The following is a 16,438-nucleotide window of genomic DNA, read 5'->3' as shown; positions in this document are numbered from 1 at the left end:
TGCTTGTTATGATTACTCAGCGCCAAGAGCGATGAACGCGATAACTACACCGATGATTGGAAGTGCTTCAACTAACGCTACCCCGATGAACATTGTTGTTTGAAGAGTACCACGTAGTTCTGGTTGACGAGCAACTCCCTCAACTGTACGACCTACGATTAAACCGTTACCAATACCAGCACCAAGTGCCGCTAGACCTACCGCGATTGCAGCTGCAATAAGATTCATAATAAAAATTCTCCCTTCTAAATTCCCTTAAAATTTTTATGAAAATTGGCTCCTATGTTAGAAGCTTGATTTTTCCCGATAATTAGTGATCGTGGCTTACTTTATGTGCTAAGTAAACCATTGTCAGCATTGTGAAGATAAACGCCTGGATCGCACCGACAAAGATCGAGAACCCTTGCCATACCATCATCGGCAGCAATGCAAATACTCCTTGGAAAATACCGCTTGTACCAAGTCCTGCTAATAATGCTAAGAGCATCTCACCAGCGAAAATATTTCCGTAAAGACGAAGACCAAGAGTTAGAGTGTTTGCAAACTCCTCAATAATCTTCAACGGGAACAAGAACTTCATTGGCTTGAAGAATTCAGCTCCATATTCTTTGAATCCCTTCATTCTCACACCGTAATAGTGTGATAGCACCACTACCATAACCGCTAGTGTCAATGTAATGGTCGGGTCTGCAGTAGGTGACTTCCACCATAGATTATGGTCGACTACTACTGCAAAAGGTAATCCCAGCATGTTGGCCACGAAAATATACATGATAAGCGTAAGTCCTAAAGCAAGAAAACGTCCGCCAGTATGCCAGTCCATTGTGCTGCCTATGATTCCTTTTACGAAATCGACTACCCATTCAAGGAAGTTTTGCATTCCTCCTGGTCGCATTGACATGGATCGAGTAGCGAGTACCGCAATAAGGAAAACAATAACGGATGAAACTGTGATCATCAGTACGTTCGACATATTAAAAGTCAAACCGAGAAAATCTTTTGTAACTGCACCATGTTCCACCTATGTTCACCTCTTTTCCTTTGGAGTACGTATAGCTTGAGTTAGTGAATCTATTAACATGATAATGTAGACCGACATCAATCCCACTACCACACTTAATAAATGAAAATGTTCCGGGTATTTCATTGCGATGAGCACCGCTAACCCTGCTAATAGGAGTCTTGAAAGTGAACCGAGTGACCTCACTTTTCGTTGCTGGATGACTGCTTGTCCCATCCGCTCAATCTTTGAGTACATGCTCCAAAGATTGTAGAGACCGAAAACAGTTCCTAAAGCGAGTCCTAAAAAGATCGTTTTGTAGGGAGTGAAGGCATATCCGATAAATAGAATCGAGAGGAGATATAATGTGTACTTTATGTATTTAAAAAACACCGATCGGTACTCATCCATCATTGCCCATCCCCTGAAAACTTCGATATTAAGCGGATCATCCCATAAACACCAGCGCCAAGACCAAGAAACAACCCGATGATAAGGAAGATTGGAAATTCATTGCCGAAATATTCATCCAGCCATTTCCCTCCAAAAAGTCCAATCAAAATACAGCCAACAAGCTGTGAGAGAATGCCAGACATTAAAGCCATCGCTTTATAAGGGCGTTTCCCATTGCTCATAGAGGTGGACTCCTTCCTTAATGGAAATTGGTAATATTTATCTTGAAAAACCCTTGAAATAACAAAGATGTAAACCTTACCATATTCCCTTTGTAAGAATACAATAGTGACATTTCTATGTCAACGACTTCGGGGGCGGTTTATTAAATAAATTGTGGAAATTTTGTGGCTTGTTTCAAAGGTTTATAGTTAACATTGTGTACTATCTTTTCCTTCATATTCCAAGAATCCGAATAATTCCACCCATTTGATAAATACTTACATTAAATATATGGAAGGAGCTTGGTCAAAATGAAACAAAAAGTCTTAATTTTAATAGCCATTATTGGTGTTCTTGCAGCAGGTTGCATGAACAACGACAAAAAACCGGTAAAAGAGTCCCGCGATATGAGAAATAACGTCGAGCAGGATCGAGACAAACCATTGAATGTTCAGTATAACGATCAGACGCCAATGAACATGACCCAAGTTGATTATGCAAAATGGGGTAAAATGGCCTTGGAAGAAACAAAAAAGAAGTATCCGAACAGCCGTGTCAGCGATTATCAATATGACACGCGCAGAGTTGCCCCGGATGGGACGATCACCGATTACTTTGACTTTACGGTTTATCAAGATAATACAAAGCGCTTGGTAAAAGTCGGCGTGATGCATGATGACAACAAACTGATCGATATGAAGTTTGAGGAATTGAGTTAAATACTAAGGGAGGGCTGACGTCTGTCAGCCTTCTTTTTTGGATTTTACGATTTTACGGTACGTGTTCTTTTATTTATTACACGTTCGCTCAATAATACCTCATTTCCACGCAAACATTACTTTGTTTCACGCAGAAACTTATAACTTCCACGCAGAATACCTTTCAGTTCACGCAGGATCGTGCTAATTTCACGCACAGAACCTATTTTCCATAAAAAAACTGACCCAACAGAGGTGTTTTCACCCTCAATCGAGTCAATTTCATCATTTTTCCGTCTTATTTTGTTCCGAACAGACGGTCACCAGCGTCACCAAGACCTGGAACGATGTATCCGTGGTCGTTTAACTTCTCGTCTAATGCAGCCAAGAAGATATCAACGTCAGGGTGCTCGTCCTGAATCACTTTTACACCTTCTGGAGCAGCAACTAAGCACATAAGCTTAATGTTTTTCGCACCGCGGTTTTTAATAGAAGTGATTGCTGCAGAAGCAGATCCGCCTGTTGCAAGCATTGGATCGATCACGATAAAGTCGCGTTCTTCTACATCAGAAGGAAGCTTCACGTAATATTCAATCGGTGTCAGCGTTTCAGGATCGCGGTAAAGACCAACATGTCCTACCTTTGCCGCTGGAATAAGTTTAAGGATGCCGTCTACCATACCAAGACCGGCACGAAGGATAGGTACTAGCCCTAATTTTTTTCCGGCGATTGTTTTCATTGTCGCTTCAGCAACTGGGGTTTTTACCGTTACTTCCTGCAATGGAAGGTCACGCGTGATTTCAAAAGCCATCAGCCCTGCCACTTCATCTACAAGCTCGCGAAATTCTTTTGTACCCGTTCTTTCATCTCGAATGTATGTCAATTTATGCTGAATTAACGGATGATCAAGGACATATACATTGCTCATGTTTAAAGCACCTCTCCTTTATGTAACTTTTATTGGCGTTTCTAAAAAAGCATCTCTAGCATTGTACAGAAAAACATGGTGTACTTCAAGGAAAATCAGCGGTAATATTACCGCAATATGGACTCCAAATATTTCTTGTTCAGCTCACTTGTTACTATTCCCCTTTTTGTGGGATGAAACCATGAAAAAGAAGAATCTTATTCAACATAAAATAACAGATCATGTCCGCTTCAGCAGGACACCCTCTCCTATTTATTTAGATATAAAGAAGAGACCGCAGCATCGCGATCTCTTCTTTCATCTTAATTTAATTTCTTCTTATCTTTACTGCGGATTGTGATTGTATAAGAATCGCCTTTTACCTTTTCTTTCATTTCGTCTGTTTTCAGATAGTCTTCAATCACTTTCTCAAGCTGTTCCGCATGCTCTTTTGAATCAGGATCTGTGCTTTTTAAAGAAGTTTTAAAAATGATCTCAGGGGATGGGTAGACAGAGTATGCCAGACCGGTTACCTTATACACTTTCTTGCCCATTAAATCCTCGCCAACGATTGTAAGGATCTGTCCCCATCTCCAATCCTGATCTCTTTTCTTCATATTTATTTTCTTAATCTTAATCGTGTAAGACTCATTCGTATGAGCGCTAATAATCTGCTGAACTTGTTGTTTCATTTCATCTGTTCTTTCAACCGTATCTGGAACTTCCATCTCGATTATTTTTTTATTGGAGTCGATCCCTAAACCTTCTAATTGATACTCTTCACGCTTCTCATTGATAGCCGTTAATATTTTCTCATCTTGTTCTGCTTGTTTTTCCTGCTCTTGCATAAACTTTTTGTCTTCTTCACTTAAGATACGTTCCTGATATTTACCTACCTTAACGGAATATGCATCATAGCCTCGGGATTTCAAAATCTCTTCAGCCACCGTTTCGACTTCGTTTTTCACTTTTTCGAAATATAGATCATCGCCTTGTATATTAATAAATATTTCTTTTTTCCCTTGATAAGAGGCACCTACTCCGCTTATTTGATATCCTTCTTCCTTCAGTTTTTCATGGATGACATAACCGATATTTTCTGATTCAAAGTACTGTCCTAAGTACGGAATCTTTGCGGCCATTTTTGCCATTGCGGGAGAAACGAATGCTGAGCCGATAAATAATGCAAAAAGAAGTACAGCAGCAGCAGTAAGGTACATGAGTCTCTTCCCCAAATGGTTCTTCTTGCTGGTAAAGCTTCGTTTTTCAATCCGGTCATGTATTTTCCGTTCCAGGTTTTGATCGAATGTAATATCCGATAAGACCGTACTCGTCATGCATTCTCTTAATTTTTTCAGCTTATCTTCCATGACTCCCACCTCTTTCATACATTTTCTTTAAAAGTTCTCTGCCTCTGTGCAGCCTCGTTTTTACTGTGTTTGTTTTTATTGATAGAAGGATGCTGATCTCATCCAGTTTTAAGTTTTCAAAATAATAAAGGTATATCACTTCTCTGTATTTAAGAGGCAAAGCCAGGACCTTTAGTGAAAGCTCATTTTCGTCTGATTTCTTAATAAAGGAATCTTCTGGTGTCTGCTCAGTAGAAAAATAGTGATCAAATAAAGATTGTGTGAGTTTCTTATACTTGTATGCTCGTGATTTCATAACATCTTTACATCGGTTGCTCGCAATTCGGTATACCCATGTTTTTATTGAAGATTCTTCACGAAAAGTATCCATCTTTTCGTAACAGCTGATAAATACATCCTGTGTAATCTCCTCTGCTAGGCTTTTATCTTTTACATAAGAATAAGCTAACCACAAAACACTTTGTCCGTACTCTTTCATAAGACTGTCAAGGTCGCATTCTTTTCTTTGTATGAGATCATAGCCGGTATGCTGACCAGCTTCAGACTTTATGTGATTGATCAAAGTCGTACCTCCTTTTCTACAGATACAGACGACATTTTTTAAAGACGGTTCCGTAAAATATAAATTTTTTTATAAAAAAAGAAGTGTCGAAAAAAAACCGACACTCCTAACATACACTTTTTTACAGCAAGGTGTAATGAGCATTATTCTACCTTTCCGCTCCACCTGAAAAATTTACTCAACTACACGACCGAAACGACGGAAATACCCAACAATACATACACCGGCGTCATCATTCACCTAACATGTGTATTCAAAATTTCCCCATTATATGAGTTTCATTATAAAAGCAAAAAACCCTTCCGCCATTTGGCAAAAGGGTTCATATCAAATCTGTTTTTTATTCGTAAAGCTTATATTTACCTGCCAGCTTCTCAACGCGTGCTTCTGCATCTTTCAATACGGCTGCATCCTCAATGTTCTTTAGAACTGATGCCATGATCGATGCGATTTCATCCATATCTTCTTCAACAAAACCGCGGGAAGTAACGGCTGCTGTTCCGATTCGGATTCCGCTCGTTACAAACGGGCTTTCTTGATCAAATGGAATCGTGTTTTTATTCACTGTAATTCCGATATCATCAAGCGCTTTTTCAGCAACTTTTCCTGTTAACGCAAGCTCGCTTACGTTGATCAGGATTAAGTGATTGTCTGTACCATCTGAAACAAGTGTAAGTCCTTCTTTTTTAAGAGATTCAGCAAGGCGCTTCGCGTTTTTCACGATCTGCTCAGCATACACCTTGAAATCATCCGTTAAAACTTCTCCGAACGATACCGCTTTTGCAGCGATCACGTGCATTAAAGGACCACCCTGGATGCCCGGGAAGATGGATTTATCAATTTTTTTCGCGAATTCTTCTTTACATAAAATCATTCCGCCGCGCGGTCCGCGAAGCGTTTTGTGTGTTGTCGTCGTTACAAAGTCAGCATAAGGAACTGGATTCTGGTGAAGGCCAGCTGCTACAAGACCAGCGATGTGGGCCATGTCCACCATAAGGTAAGCTTCCACTTCATCCGCGATTTCACGGAACTTCGCGAAATCGATCGCACGTGGATACGCGCTCGCTCCAGCTACGATCAGCTTCGGACGGTGTTCAAGCGCTTTTTGACGAACATCTTCATAATCGATGACATTCTTCTCTTTATCAACTCCGTACTCGACAAAGTTGTATTGAATTCCGGAAAAGTTAACAGCACTTCCGTGAGTTAAGTGACCACCATGAGAAAGGTTCATACCAAGAACTGTGTCACCTTGCTCTAAGATCGTGAAGTAAACCGCCATGTTTGCTTGTGCACCAGAATGCGGCTGAACGTTGGCATGTTCTGCACCGAAGATTTTCTTCGCGCGGTCTCTTGCCAGGTTCTCAACAACATCCACATGCTCACATCCGCCATAATAGCGTCTTGACGGGTAACCTTCTGCGTATTTATTCGTTAAAACGGAGCCTTGAGCTTCCATTACGGCTTGGCTAACAAAGTTTTCAGAAGCAATCAATTCTATTTTTGTACGCTGGCGGTGCAATTCATCCATGATGGATTGGTAGACTTCTTGATCAGCTGTTTTCAAATGGTTCATTTTCGCTTCCCCCTTACCTTATGTGAAAAATTTTTATGATTGTAACATACCCTTCTATCTTACACATTTATGTCTTCAGTTGTAAGAGGAAATGCACAATCTTTCACAAAGGCGTGAAAATTCATTTTATTTGATAGGGATGAACATGGTATGATGATACATAATAGAGAGAGAAACAGTAGATTTAAAAGGGGTGTCATACATCATGAAGAAAAAGTGGTTTGGAGCAAGTCTTCTAGTCCTTATGCTTGCACTTGCTGGCTGCAGCGAGGAAAAAGCAAAACCAGAGGAAAAGCCGAAGAAGGAACAAACGGAAGAAAAAACAGCTTCTGATGAAACAGCCAATCAGGCTAAAATTATTAAAAACATGCAAGAAAATGCAGTTGAATTAGATCCAAAAGCATTAGAAGCAGATCCAAAAGCTTACGAGGAAAAAATCATTAAAGCGGTTGGAACCGTTAATTCCGAGACTCCAGTTTCAACAGGCGGAAGCTTCGAGCTTAAAGTGGGAGAAACTGACTTTAAGGTTATGAACTTTACGATGAGTAAAGTTGCACCTGGTTCTGACATCATCGTCTACGGAAACGTGAAGACTGGAAAAGATGCAAAATCAGGTCTTTCGTTGATCAACGCTACTTATATTGAATAGAGAAAGGGGCTGTCCCAAAAGTAAGGTAAACTCACTTTTGGCAGCCCTGTTTTTTTACTCTTCATTGACAAGTTGATAGGAGTGTAGGATGCGAGACTCCTACGGGATCAGCGTGCCAGCTACCTGAGTATTCTTCTCGCAAGGCATGCGACGAGGGAGCTAGCTCCGGCAGGATATTCTTGTAGACGCAGGAGCAGCACTTCATAGATCTTTCATTCACCAGGGCTCACCGCACGCCCCGTGGAAAGCGAGTATCTGAAACGGAAATCAACCACTTCCAAGTACTACATTGATTGCGAAAACAGCTCCTTGTGAGTGATCCCCTATTATTTACGTCTATTTTGAAACTCATGAATCGCCTTATATTGAGATTCCATCGCTTTGGATAAACTTTGATAGATTTCAAACAACTCTTCATATAACACTTTATGTTCTGCGTTCGGCATTACTGTTCCATATTGCTTCGTTTCCTCAGACACTTCCTGTAAAACTTCTGTTTCACCGATTGCAAATCTTCCAAGCTGTACCGCTCCAAGACAAGAACTTTCTGTGTGCTCAGGAATGCTGACTTCTTTCTGAAACACGTCTGCTAAAATATGTTTCCACGCCGGTGAGTTCGTAAACCCGCCAGTCGCAAAGATCTTAACGTCTGCTTTTTCCTGCGCTTGAGTTTTAACGAGGCTATAAACCTGATACAGATTGAAGATTGTGCCTTCTAATACCGCACGAACCATGTGATCTTTTTTATGGCGAAGCGTCAAGCCGATAAAAGAACCCTTCGCCTGCGCATCCCATAATGGTGCTCGTTCACCCGTTAAATGAGGCAAAAAAATCAACCCATCACTGCCTGGGGGTGCCGCCTCAGCCAGTCGGGAAAGCTCTTCGTACGACCCTTCTGTTTCATCTTCTGTAAAAAGGTCGTGAACCCATTGAAAAGCAATTCCTCCGTTATTTACTGGACCGCCTGATACCCAATGCTTTTCGGTCAGCGGATAGCAAAACGTTCTTCCCTCTGCATCTAAAATTGGAGTCTTTGAAATCGTCCTGATCGCTCCGCTTGTACCAATCGTTACGGCAACATCACCAGGTGAAATCGCACCCACTCCAAGATTAGATAAAGGACCGTCAGTCGCACCAATCACAACTTTTACGGAAGAATCGAGTCCGCTGATTTTTGCCAATGTTTCAGAAAGGCTGTCCCAATAAAATGTTGTAGGCTGGATCGCGGGCAGCTGTTCAGGAGTAACATCCGCCATATGTAAAGCCTCTTCATCCCACTCGAGTGTGTTCATGTTCCAAAGTCCCATTGCTGCAGCCGACGCATAATCGGTTGCCCATTCACCAAACCAGCGGTACAGTATGTAATCTTTTATTCCAACGAACTTTGATGCTTTTTGAAAAATCTCCGGATGTTCATTCTTTAGCCACTGCAATTTAAACAGAGGTGTCATCGGATGCAGCGGCACGCCTGTTCTTTTATAGAGGTCTAATCCGTTTGGACTTGATTTCACCGCAAAAGCATATGACTCACTGCGCGTGTCTGCCCATGTGATGCTGTTCGTCAGCGGTTTCCCATCCGAATCCACCGCAATGAGAGAATGCATCGCTGTACTTAATGAGATAAAGCCAATTCTTTCTGCGAGATCCCCGCTCTTCCTCACCGTTTCTCCTAGTGAATAGACGACTGCTTCATAAATCTCATCAGGATTTTGTTCCGCAGCCCCGGGAACCTCTGCAAGCAAAGGATAACTTTTTGCATGATGAGCAACTGCCGCTCCTTTTTCATCAAAAAGGACGACCTTCGTGCTCGTCGTTCCTATATCAATGCCGATTGCATAACTTTTCAAAATATATTCTCCTTTCAAACCGTTCACCAAAGGGAGCAGCATTAGTATGCCCTCCCTCATCAAACCACTATCTATAGTATAAAGAATCCTAATACAAATACGACCGTAAATCCAGTTAATGCAATAATAGTCTCCATTATTGTCCAAGAACGAAGCGTATACTTTGTCAACCAGGATCGCACAGCATACGAATGTTGATCTGTTATTTATAAACTTTATGATAAAAAATAAAGACAGAGTGCAGGATTCTATTCAAAGAATGCGAAATGCTATCTCTATAAAAAAATGTAAAAAGGGGAAATAAAAGATGGCCGCTTTTCAAATACGACCTGTCGTAAAAGAAGATATCGAGCAGCTGAAAAATTTGATGCTCGCTTATATTGTTGATTTTTATAAGGGTAAAAAGCCTGAGGATACTCAATTGGAGAATCATATTTTGCACTTGCTGAACTCTGAGGAAGCAGGAACACAGTTTGTGGCGGTTGCCGATGACGGGGAGCTTGCCGGTTTCGCTACACTCTATTTCTCGTTCAGCACCACTCGTGTGCAGAAAATCGCCATTTTGAACGACCTTTTTGTAGATTCAGAGTTTCGCGGATCGGGACTAGGCGAAAAATTGTTTCAGCATATCCTGGAATATACGAAAAATGAAGGCTATGCGTACATGACTTGGCAAACAGCAGTCGATAATACTTCTGCACAAGCACTTTACAAGAAAATGGGTGGAAAAAACATCAATTCTGAGTGGATTCATTACGAGATTGAACATAATTAGGATGCTTGACCGGCGCCAAGCTTCTTTTTTGGAATTCAAAAACCTTAATCTTGGAATATTCCCGCGAGTTTTGCGGTTATTCCCGCGAGTTTAACAGATAATCCCGCGAGATTTACCGTTATTCCCGCGAGTTTTTGCTATATATCCGCGAGTCTACTATTTTTAGACCTATTTTCGCTACACCCGACCACAATCATCCTCTCAAAACAAAAAAAGCCCTCACCAAGAGGGCTTTTCCTACTTAAAAACACCGTATGTCTTCTTTGCTCGGATAGACTGCGCGTTCGCCGCCGATCAGCTTCGGGCGCGTCTTCGCCAGCGTTATATGCGCTGCGCCGACCTTCTTCACTTCGCTTCGGACCGGCACTGCGACATGCTTCAGGTGCATACCGATAAAGGTGTCACCGATGTCAATGCCTGCGTCAGCTTTTATATATTCAACGATCACGGGTTCGTTCATATGGTGAAAGGCATGTGTCGCCAATGCACCGCCGGCCGATCGAGCCGGAACAACCCGAACTTCTTCATAGCCTCTTTTTTCTGCTTCTTCCCGCTCCATGACGAGGGCGCGATTCAAGTGTTCACAGCACTGGACTGCAAGTGCAACTCCTGTTTCCTCTTGAAACGTTATGATACCGCGGTATAGTGCACCCGCTGTATCCATCGTGCCTGATGTGCCAATTCGTTCACCAATTACTTCGCTCGTACTTGCGCCTACTACTAATAATTGAGAAGATTTTAATTGTGCATGCTTTTGCAGATCTTGCAAAACATTCAGGACTTGGTCTTCGATTTGTTGGAGCTCGTCGCTCATTTGATGGTCTTCCCTTCATATTATGGGTTTATTGCTATTGGCTTTCGTATTGAGAGATTTTACCCACACGGCGTCCGTGGCGTCCGCCTTCATATTCTGTCGTCAGCCATACTTTTGCAATTTCCAAAGCGACACCTGGACCGATTACACGTTCACCCATGGCAAGTACATTGCTGTCATTATGCTGTCTCGTTGCCTTTGCACTGAACAGATCATGAACAAGTGCGCAGCGGATTCCTTTAACCTTGTTTGCTGCGATACTCATACCGATTCCCGTTCCGCAAATTAAGATTCCTCGATCTGCTTCGCCGTTTGCTACTTTTTCTGCTACAGGAATAGCATAGTCCGGGTAATCTACAGATGTCGTGCATTCACAGCCAACATCTTCTACTTCCATTCCCAGCTCTTCTATCATGGCTATAATTTCTTTACGTAATTCAACTCCGGCGTGATCTGAACCGATTGCTACTTTCATGTTGCCTGCACCTGCTCTCTCATACTTTTTTCCATTATATTCTTAACTAGTTTCCTATTCAATGCCGCTTCACGCCTATTTAGGACAGCCTCATTCGAATATGATTCACTCTTTAGTCTTATCGTCTTTTTTCACTAATTTTTCAATAAGCGCTTCAATTTCGTCCCTTGTTTCCTGATAAAGATGCAAAGGACCGCCGAACGGGTCTGAAATATCGAGAGATGGAACCTCGCTTTCAAGCTTCATCCGCTTTTCAACGAGCGGCCTCACTTCTTTTTCAAACTCTTTTTTCACATCTTCACTATTATGATCTTTGGACATATATTGCAGCTTTAACATTTCAATTTCTGTATACAACTCGTAAATCTCTTCAATTTTCTTCAGATCTTCGTCGTCCATCACGTATTCTTTTAATGTATATGTTTTGTTGACAGCATCCGGCCATCTTCCAACGAGGGCATGCTTATGATTTTCAGTCATCGTTAAAATGAGATCTGCCCACTCGATCAAGTAATCGGAAACACCCTGTGACTGATGATTCTCTTTGATCTTCCTTTCAGAAAGAGCCTGTGTTGCATTCGAACTCATAACGGCGCCGTTTCCAGCAAAAACTCCTGCAGACTTTACGTGAAATCTTCCCTTTCCTTTTTCCCGTAAAATCGCTTCAGCCATCGGACTTCGGCAAGTGTTTCCTGTACAAATAAATAACACGTTCATGGAGTGTTCACCTCATATTCTAGCTTTCCCCATTTTTATAGAGAGTAACATTTTTTATTAGTATATCACCGGTTTCAAGTGGAAATAAATCCTCTCGTTCTGCGATTTAAAAAGGTAAAAGAATCTTGACGCCAAACGCGAGCAGGATGCAGCCGCCTAAAGCCTCGCTATAGGAACCGAGCCATTTCTGCACTTTCTTCCCCATCATCAGCCCGCACCATGTAAGAAGCATGCTCATCATCCCGAACATAAAAATAGTCAGCCACGTTTTAGCGCCGTAGATTCCTAAACTAAGACCAACAGAAAAACTGTCGAGAGAAGCGCTCAATGCAAAAACGAGCAGACCGAAGCCAACTGGCCGAACAAACGGCTCATCGTCTTTTGAAAACGAAGAGCGAATCATCGTCACACCCAGTATAACGAGAAGGATCCCTCCTACCACGCCCGCGATACCGCCAAAATGAACAGATATCTCTTTGCCGATCGTCATCCCCCCAAGCGGCATCAGCATGTGGAAAAGACCGATCGTAATTCCTATTTTCATAATTTGCTTTATTCGAAGTGAAAGCATTCCCATCCCCAGCCCGATCGAAAAGGCGTCCATACCGAGTGCGATGGACATAAACCATAGTGTCATCCATTCCCCCATCGTTGCCAAATAGTTCCCACTCCTTTATCCATCATACTTTCAGCCTATGCATGTCTACTTTTAAAAAGACTAAAAAATAAACAAGCTGTTTAAACGTTTAAAAATTGCACACTTTACAGCGGTGTAGGAAGGGAAAACGCAGGGGAGTAGCGTATATAAAAGAGATATAAACCTGTTCGAAAAAAGGGAGGAACAAGCATGGTCCATAACGCACAGGCCATTCCGGCAGCAGGAGAAAACATCTGGCGGTTTTCTCCGTTCAAAACCGGTATTTCCCGCCAAAAAAGCATGACCTTTCGATTTATAAAGCAGGATGATGAGATCATCATGACAGAGAGCCAGGGTGAGCTTTTTGACATGTTCGGTCTCAAACAGGAAAACGTTCTGCAAAAAAGAATAGAAGATATCTTTCCGCCAGAGATGACCGTTTTTAAGAGAGAAGTTTACGAGAGAGCGTTAAACGGAGAAAGTCTGACGTACGAATCAAAGCTGAACGGCATTCCGTTTCTAGCAGCGATCGGTCCGATTTATAAAGATGGAGCTGTTTCTGAGGTTTACGGGTTCTGCGTTGATCTGAGCGAAAGGGTCCAGGTAGAGACACAGCTTGCAGAAAGTGAACAGCGATTCAGATCATTGATGGACCATAACATCGATGCCTTATTCTCTCTGGATTTGGACGGTAAATTCACTACCGTCAATAAAGCTTGTACGGATTTGACGGGCTACAGTGAAACAGAGCTTCTCAACATGACGTTCGATCCTCTTATGATGCCGGAACGAAAATCGATTGCGATCGATCAGTTTAATGACGCTCTAAAAGGCAAATCTAAAATGCATGAAACACGCATCCGGCAAAAAAACGGAGATGTACGGCAGATCACATTCACTCTTACTCCTATCATCGTGCTGAACAAAATACATGGTGTATTTGGAATTGCGAAGGATGTTACAGCTAAAAGAGAAGCGGAAAAAGAGCTGAGAGAAACAAAAGACCTGCTCGAGTCTGTTATCTATCATTCAAGTGATGCCATTTCCGTTGTGCATTTAACGAATTATTCCGTAAAAGTAAATCCAGCTTTCGAGCTGATCTACGGATGGTCGCAGCAAGAGCTCAACAGCGGTCTCTCATCCCATATACTGCCGGTCGTTCCAAAAGACAAAGCGGCAGAATCTGAAAGACTGATGACGATCGTGAAACATGGCGGATACGTGAAAGGCGTCGAAACGATCAGACTGACGAAGTCCGGAAAACGCATCAATGTGAGTCTTTCTCTGAGCCCTATTTACGGAGAAAATGGTGATGTTGTTGCCATATCCGCTATTTCAAGAGATATTACAGATAAAAAACTAAAAGAAAAAGCATTAAAAGAAAGCGAAGAAAAGTACCGGATTATCGCTGAGAATACGACGGATTTAATAGGAGTTGTAGACCTTGAAGGGAACGTAAAATACTTCTCGCCTTCTAACAGGCTGCTGCTCGGGTTCGATCCGTCCATTTATGATGGAAAAAAGATTCAAGGATTCTTTCATACAGATGACAGACCTAAAGTGAAATTCGCGATCAACGAGATGGTGCAGACGCTAAAGCCTGTAAAATTCGAGGTGAGATGCAAGCATGCACACGGCCACTGGGTAACACTTGAAGCGAACGCAACACCAATCATCAATGATTTTGGACAGCCTGAATCTTGCGTTGTTGTAGCACGTGACCTTACTGAACGGAAGCAAACCGAAGAAATGCTCAGAAAATCAGACAAGCTCTCCGTACTCGGGCAGCTTGCAGCCGGTGTGGCACATGAGATTCGCAACCCGCTAACTTCGATTCGAGGATTTTTACAGCTTCTGCAGTCAAAAGCATCAGAAGACAAAGATTACTACGAGATCATGCTTTCGGAAATCGACCGAATCAACAGCATCGTGGGAGAGTTCATGCTGCTCGCCAAGCCGCAAGCCATGAATTTTACGAAAACAGACTTACGAGATCTGCTTAGGCATGTCATTTCGATTCTTGATACCCAAGCCATACTAACAAATGTTCAAATCTACTTTGAAAGTGCACCTGATCTTCCTGAAATCTGGTGTGTGGATAATCAGATCAAGCAAGTGTTTGTGAACATGCTTAAAAACGCTATAGAAGCGATGCCGACAGGCGGCTCTGTACATATTCACCTGCAAAAGCAAGAAAATTACGTAATCGCGTCCTTTATCGATCATGGCTGCGGAATTCCTGAAGAGCGTTTAGCGACACTTGGTGAACCCTTCTATACGACAAAGGAAAAAGGAACAGGTCTCGGCCTTATGATCTGTTATAAAATTGTGGAAAACCACCACGGAAAAATTTTAATCGATAGCAAAATTGATGAAGGAACAACTTTCTCGATCATGCTGCCGATTCATAAAAACAAGCCTGTGTCGCAATAGACACAGGCTTTTCTTTATGGATGTTTTAGCAAAAATTATTGCTAATAGATGCTGTTGATTTCCGCTCCAGGATGCTCGCTTTCCACGGGGTGTGCGGTGAGCCCCCTCGGTGCTTTTTGCACCATGAGTGGTCTCACCTGTCACACTGATCCCGCTGGAGTCTCGCATCTTCCGCTCCAATCAACTTAGCAATGAAGTTTATTAACAAAAACAATTCAAAAACAAAAGAACCATCTTTGTTATTCTTTTATGATGTTGCCGCCAGCTGATTTTTCAAGCCGGTTCATAATGGCCACTCCCACTCCTGTTTTCGGGAAAACTTCCCCAAAAATCTGATCGACACCCGCTTCATTAAAGGAGCGGAGTGCCTCATATAAATGCTGAGCAACCGTTTCGGGATTTTCTCTTCTCCCGGCAGGGATCACGCAATCTGCTCTATAAAGATCCACTCTTTCATCTGTAGTCAGGATTCCGATTTTCTTTCCGGCAGCTCTTTCTTTATCCACAAGCTGCTGTAAAAATTCAGGATTCCCATCCACAAGAACAAACGGAGCATCCGGTGCATAGTGTGTATATTTCATGCCAGGTGACCGTGGAGCCATTTTTTCGTTCTGAATGCCTGGGTCTATTATGACATTCCCTGCTCCAACAACATGTTCCAGATCCTCAAATGTTACTCCGCCTGGTCGTAAAATTGTCACTTTCTCATCAATACACTCAACTACAGTCGATTCTACACCTACTCCTGTAGAGCCTCCGTCCACAATTCCAGGAATTTTTCCTTTTAGATCCTCGTATACATGGTTCGCTGTTGTCGGACTTGGTTTGCCTGACAAGTTGGCACTAGGCGCAGCAAGCGGTACACCTGAAGCTTCAATAACAGCAAGAGCTATCGCGTGGTTTGGCATTCTTATCGCAACTGTGGATAAACCTGCCGTTACTTTTTCGCTTACATTATTCCCCTTCGGCATTACGATCGTAAGCGGACCTGGCCAGAAGGCGTTCATCAGCTTTTCCGTATTTGCTGGAATGGAAGAAACAAGACCTTTAAGCTGCTTTCGGTCTGATATGTGTACAATAAGCGGATTGTCACTCGGTCTGCCTTTTGCTTCAAAAATTCTTGCTATCGCATGGTCGCTTTGAGCGTTTCCTGCCAGTCCATAAACCGTTTCAGTCGGCAAAGCAACCACTTCATTTTGTTTTATCCACAAGGAGGCCTGAATAACATGTGGATGTTTTATTAAATTCTCGTCAAAGTTATCCACAGCCCAGCGTTCCGTTTGGAATGATTTCATGGTTTAAATCCCTTTCTACTACTCAGGTAATTCACCTTTTATAAGGTCGATCCACAAAACTTTTATAT

General features: G+C 42.3%; 18 protein-coding genes. 4 read left to right on the top strand and 14 right to left on the bottom strand.

Annotated features, from left to right (window positions below):
- Positions 1-12 precede the first annotated feature (12 nt).
- The 4 genes from atpE to ACFW35_RS01240 form a co-directional block, all read right to left on the bottom strand.
- Positions 13-228 carry a F0F1 ATP synthase subunit C gene (gene atpE, locus ACFW35_RS01255; RefSeq protein WP_066293895.1) on the bottom strand — a complete coding sequence of 72 codons (216 nt, stop codon included), beginning with the start codon at positions 226-228 and terminating at the stop codon, positions 13-15.
- Positions 229-310: 82 nt separating this feature from the next.
- Positions 311-1,021, bottom strand: a complete 711-nt coding sequence (gene atpB / locus ACFW35_RS01250; protein WP_083207890.1) for a F0F1 ATP synthase subunit A — start codon at positions 1,019-1,021, stop codon at positions 311-313.
- Between the two features lie 6 nt (positions 1,022-1,027).
- Positions 1,028-1,411 (bottom strand): ATP synthase subunit I, encoded by a 384-nt coding sequence (locus tag ACFW35_RS01245; RefSeq protein ID WP_379843190.1) that lies wholly within the window; start codon positions 1,409-1,411, stop codon positions 1,028-1,030.
- Positions 1,411-1,635: an AtpZ/AtpI family protein gene (locus ACFW35_RS01240; protein WP_379843189.1), complete on the bottom strand. Its 225-nt coding sequence runs from the start codon at positions 1,633-1,635 to the stop codon at positions 1,411-1,413. The genes ACFW35_RS01245 and ACFW35_RS01240 overlap by 1 nt, the downstream gene beginning before the upstream one ends.
- Positions 1,636-1,926: 291 nt before the next feature.
- On the opposite strand from ACFW35_RS01240, the gene ACFW35_RS01235 reads away from it, so the two are divergent.
- Positions 1,927-2,334, top strand: coding sequence for a DUF3889 domain-containing protein (locus ACFW35_RS01235; protein WP_379843187.1), 408 nt, complete (start codon positions 1,927-1,929; stop codon positions 2,332-2,334).
- A gap of 277 nt (positions 2,335-2,611) precedes the next feature.
- Here the strand turns inward: ACFW35_RS01235 and upp are convergent, their stop codons facing one another.
- The 4 genes from upp to glyA form a co-directional block, all read right to left on the bottom strand.
- On the bottom strand, positions 2,612-3,241 hold the full coding sequence (upp, locus tag ACFW35_RS01230) for a uracil phosphoribosyltransferase (protein ID WP_066293906.1): 630 nt from the start codon (positions 3,239-3,241) through the stop codon (positions 2,612-2,614).
- Positions 3,242-3,543: 302 nt separating this feature from the next.
- Positions 3,544-4,590 (bottom strand): DUF4030 domain-containing protein, encoded by a 1,047-nt coding sequence (locus ACFW35_RS01225; RefSeq protein ID WP_379843186.1) that lies wholly within the window; start codon positions 4,588-4,590, stop codon positions 3,544-3,546.
- Complete coding sequence (locus ACFW35_RS01220; RefSeq protein WP_379843184.1) at positions 4,580-5,152, bottom strand: sigma-70 family RNA polymerase sigma factor; 573 nt, start codon at positions 5,150-5,152, stop codon at positions 4,580-4,582. The genes ACFW35_RS01225 and ACFW35_RS01220 overlap by 11 nt, the downstream gene beginning before the upstream one ends.
- Before the next feature lie 340 nt (positions 5,153-5,492).
- Positions 5,493-6,728, bottom strand: coding sequence for a serine hydroxymethyltransferase (gene glyA / locus ACFW35_RS01215; protein ID WP_379843183.1), 1,236 nt, complete (start codon positions 6,726-6,728; stop codon positions 5,493-5,495).
- A gap of 205 nt (positions 6,729-6,933) precedes the next feature.
- Here glyA and ACFW35_RS01210 point away from each other — a divergent pair, with 205 nt between their 5' ends.
- The gene (locus ACFW35_RS01210; RefSeq protein ID WP_379843181.1) at positions 6,934-7,377 is read left to right on the top strand and encodes a hypothetical protein; all 444 of its coding nucleotides are present in this window, start codon (positions 6,934-6,936) and stop codon (positions 7,375-7,377) included.
- A 326-nt stretch (positions 7,378-7,703) separates the two neighbouring features.
- On the opposite strand, the gene ACFW35_RS01205 is transcribed toward ACFW35_RS01210, so the two are convergent.
- Positions 7,704-9,224 (bottom strand): gluconokinase, encoded by a 1,521-nt coding sequence (locus tag ACFW35_RS01205; RefSeq protein ID WP_379843179.1) that lies wholly within the window; start codon positions 9,222-9,224, stop codon positions 7,704-7,706.
- Positions 9,225-9,531: 307 nt separating this feature from the next.
- Here ACFW35_RS01205 and ACFW35_RS01200 point away from each other — a divergent pair, with 307 nt between their 5' ends.
- Complete coding sequence (locus tag ACFW35_RS01200; RefSeq protein WP_379843177.1) at positions 9,532-9,999, top strand: GNAT family N-acetyltransferase; 468 nt, start codon at positions 9,532-9,534, stop codon at positions 9,997-9,999.
- 241 nt (positions 10,000-10,240) lie between these two features.
- Here the strand turns inward: ACFW35_RS01200 and ACFW35_RS01195 are convergent, their stop codons facing one another.
- The 4 genes from ACFW35_RS01195 to ACFW35_RS01180 all read right to left on the bottom strand — a co-directional run bounded on the left by ACFW35_RS01195 (position 10,241) and on the right by ACFW35_RS01180 (position 12,654).
- A complete protein-coding gene (locus ACFW35_RS01195) occupies positions 10,241-10,813 on the bottom strand; it encodes a TIGR01440 family protein (RefSeq protein WP_379843176.1) in 573 nt (190 codons plus the stop codon).
- A gap of 34 nt (positions 10,814-10,847) precedes the next feature.
- Positions 10,848-11,288, bottom strand: coding sequence for a ribose 5-phosphate isomerase B (gene rpiB / locus ACFW35_RS01190; RefSeq protein WP_379843174.1), 441 nt, complete (start codon positions 11,286-11,288; stop codon positions 10,848-10,850).
- 105 nt (positions 11,289-11,393) lie between these two features.
- Positions 11,394-12,005: a low molecular weight protein arginine phosphatase gene (locus ACFW35_RS01185; protein WP_379843173.1), complete on the bottom strand. Its 612-nt coding sequence runs from the start codon at positions 12,003-12,005 to the stop codon at positions 11,394-11,396.
- A gap of 106 nt (positions 12,006-12,111) precedes the next feature.
- Positions 12,112-12,654: a manganese efflux pump MntP family protein gene (locus ACFW35_RS01180; RefSeq protein ID WP_379847345.1), complete on the bottom strand. Its 543-nt coding sequence runs from the start codon at positions 12,652-12,654 to the stop codon at positions 12,112-12,114.
- A 198-nt stretch (positions 12,655-12,852) separates the two neighbouring features.
- On the opposite strand from ACFW35_RS01180, the gene ACFW35_RS01175 reads away from it, so the two are divergent.
- Positions 12,853-15,075 carry a PAS domain S-box protein gene (locus tag ACFW35_RS01175; RefSeq protein WP_379843171.1) on the top strand — a complete coding sequence of 741 codons (2,223 nt, stop codon included), beginning with the start codon at positions 12,853-12,855 and terminating at the stop codon, positions 15,073-15,075.
- 239 nt (positions 15,076-15,314) lie between these two features.
- On the opposite strand, the gene ACFW35_RS01170 is transcribed toward ACFW35_RS01175, so the two are convergent.
- Positions 15,315-16,370 (bottom strand): L-threonylcarbamoyladenylate synthase, encoded by a 1,056-nt coding sequence (locus ACFW35_RS01170; RefSeq protein WP_379843169.1) that lies wholly within the window; start codon positions 16,368-16,370, stop codon positions 15,315-15,317.
- Positions 16,371-16,438 lie beyond the last annotated feature (68 nt).

This window comes from Fictibacillus sp. NPDC058756 (assembly GCF_042746035.1).
Classification (GTDB): Bacteria; Bacillota; Bacilli; order Bacillales; family Fictibacillaceae; genus Fictibacillus.
This window is presented reverse-complemented; position numbering and strand designations above follow the sequence as displayed.

What these genes read in the sequence shown, in the direction of transcription:
- ACFW35_RS01210 (WP_379843181.1), top strand. Translation starts at nt 6,934, where the DNA reads ATGAAGAAAAAGTGGTTTGGAGCAAGTCTTCTAGTCCTTATGCTTGCA.
- atpE (WP_066293895.1), bottom strand. Translation starts at nt 228, where the DNA reads ATGAATCTTATTGCAGCTGCAATCGCGGTAGGTCTAGCGGCACTTGGT.
- ACFW35_RS01200 (WP_379843177.1), top strand. Translation starts at nt 9,532, where the DNA reads ATGGCCGCTTTTCAAATACGACCTGTCGTAAAAGAAGATATCGAGCAG.
- ACFW35_RS01180 (WP_379847345.1), bottom strand. Translation starts at nt 12,654, where the DNA reads ATGGGGGAATGGATGACACTATGGTTTATGTCCATCGCACTCGGTATG.
- ACFW35_RS01240 (WP_379843189.1), bottom strand. Translation starts at nt 1,635, where the DNA reads ATGAGCAATGGGAAACGCCCTTATAAAGCGATGGCTTTAATGTCTGGC.
- ACFW35_RS01245 (WP_379843190.1), bottom strand. Translation starts at nt 1,411, where the DNA reads ATGGATGAGTACCGATCGGTGTTTTTTAAATACATAAAGTACACATTA.
- ACFW35_RS01175 (WP_379843171.1), top strand. Translation starts at nt 12,853, where the DNA reads ATGGTCCATAACGCACAGGCCATTCCGGCAGCAGGAGAAAACATCTGG.
- ACFW35_RS01225 (WP_379843186.1), bottom strand. Translation starts at nt 4,590, where the DNA reads ATGGAAGATAAGCTGAAAAAATTAAGAGAATGCATGACGAGTACGGTC.
- ACFW35_RS01185 (WP_379843173.1), bottom strand. Translation starts at nt 12,005, where the DNA reads ATGAACGTGTTATTTATTTGTACAGGAAACACTTGCCGAAGTCCGATG.
- rpiB (WP_379843174.1), bottom strand. Translation starts at nt 11,288, where the DNA reads ATGAAAGTAGCAATCGGTTCAGATCACGCCGGAGTTGAATTACGTAAA.
- ACFW35_RS01195 (WP_379843176.1), bottom strand. Translation starts at nt 10,813, where the DNA reads ATGAGCGACGAGCTCCAACAAATCGAAGACCAAGTCCTGAATGTTTTG.
- ACFW35_RS01235 (WP_379843187.1), top strand. Translation starts at nt 1,927, where the DNA reads ATGAAACAAAAAGTCTTAATTTTAATAGCCATTATTGGTGTTCTTGCA.
- upp (WP_066293906.1), bottom strand. Translation starts at nt 3,241, where the DNA reads ATGAGCAATGTATATGTCCTTGATCATCCGTTAATTCAGCATAAATTG.
- glyA (WP_379843183.1), bottom strand. Translation starts at nt 6,728, where the DNA reads ATGAACCATTTGAAAACAGCTGATCAAGAAGTCTACCAATCCATCATG.
- ACFW35_RS01170 (WP_379843169.1), bottom strand. Translation starts at nt 16,370, where the DNA reads ATGAAATCATTCCAAACGGAACGCTGGGCTGTGGATAACTTTGACGAG.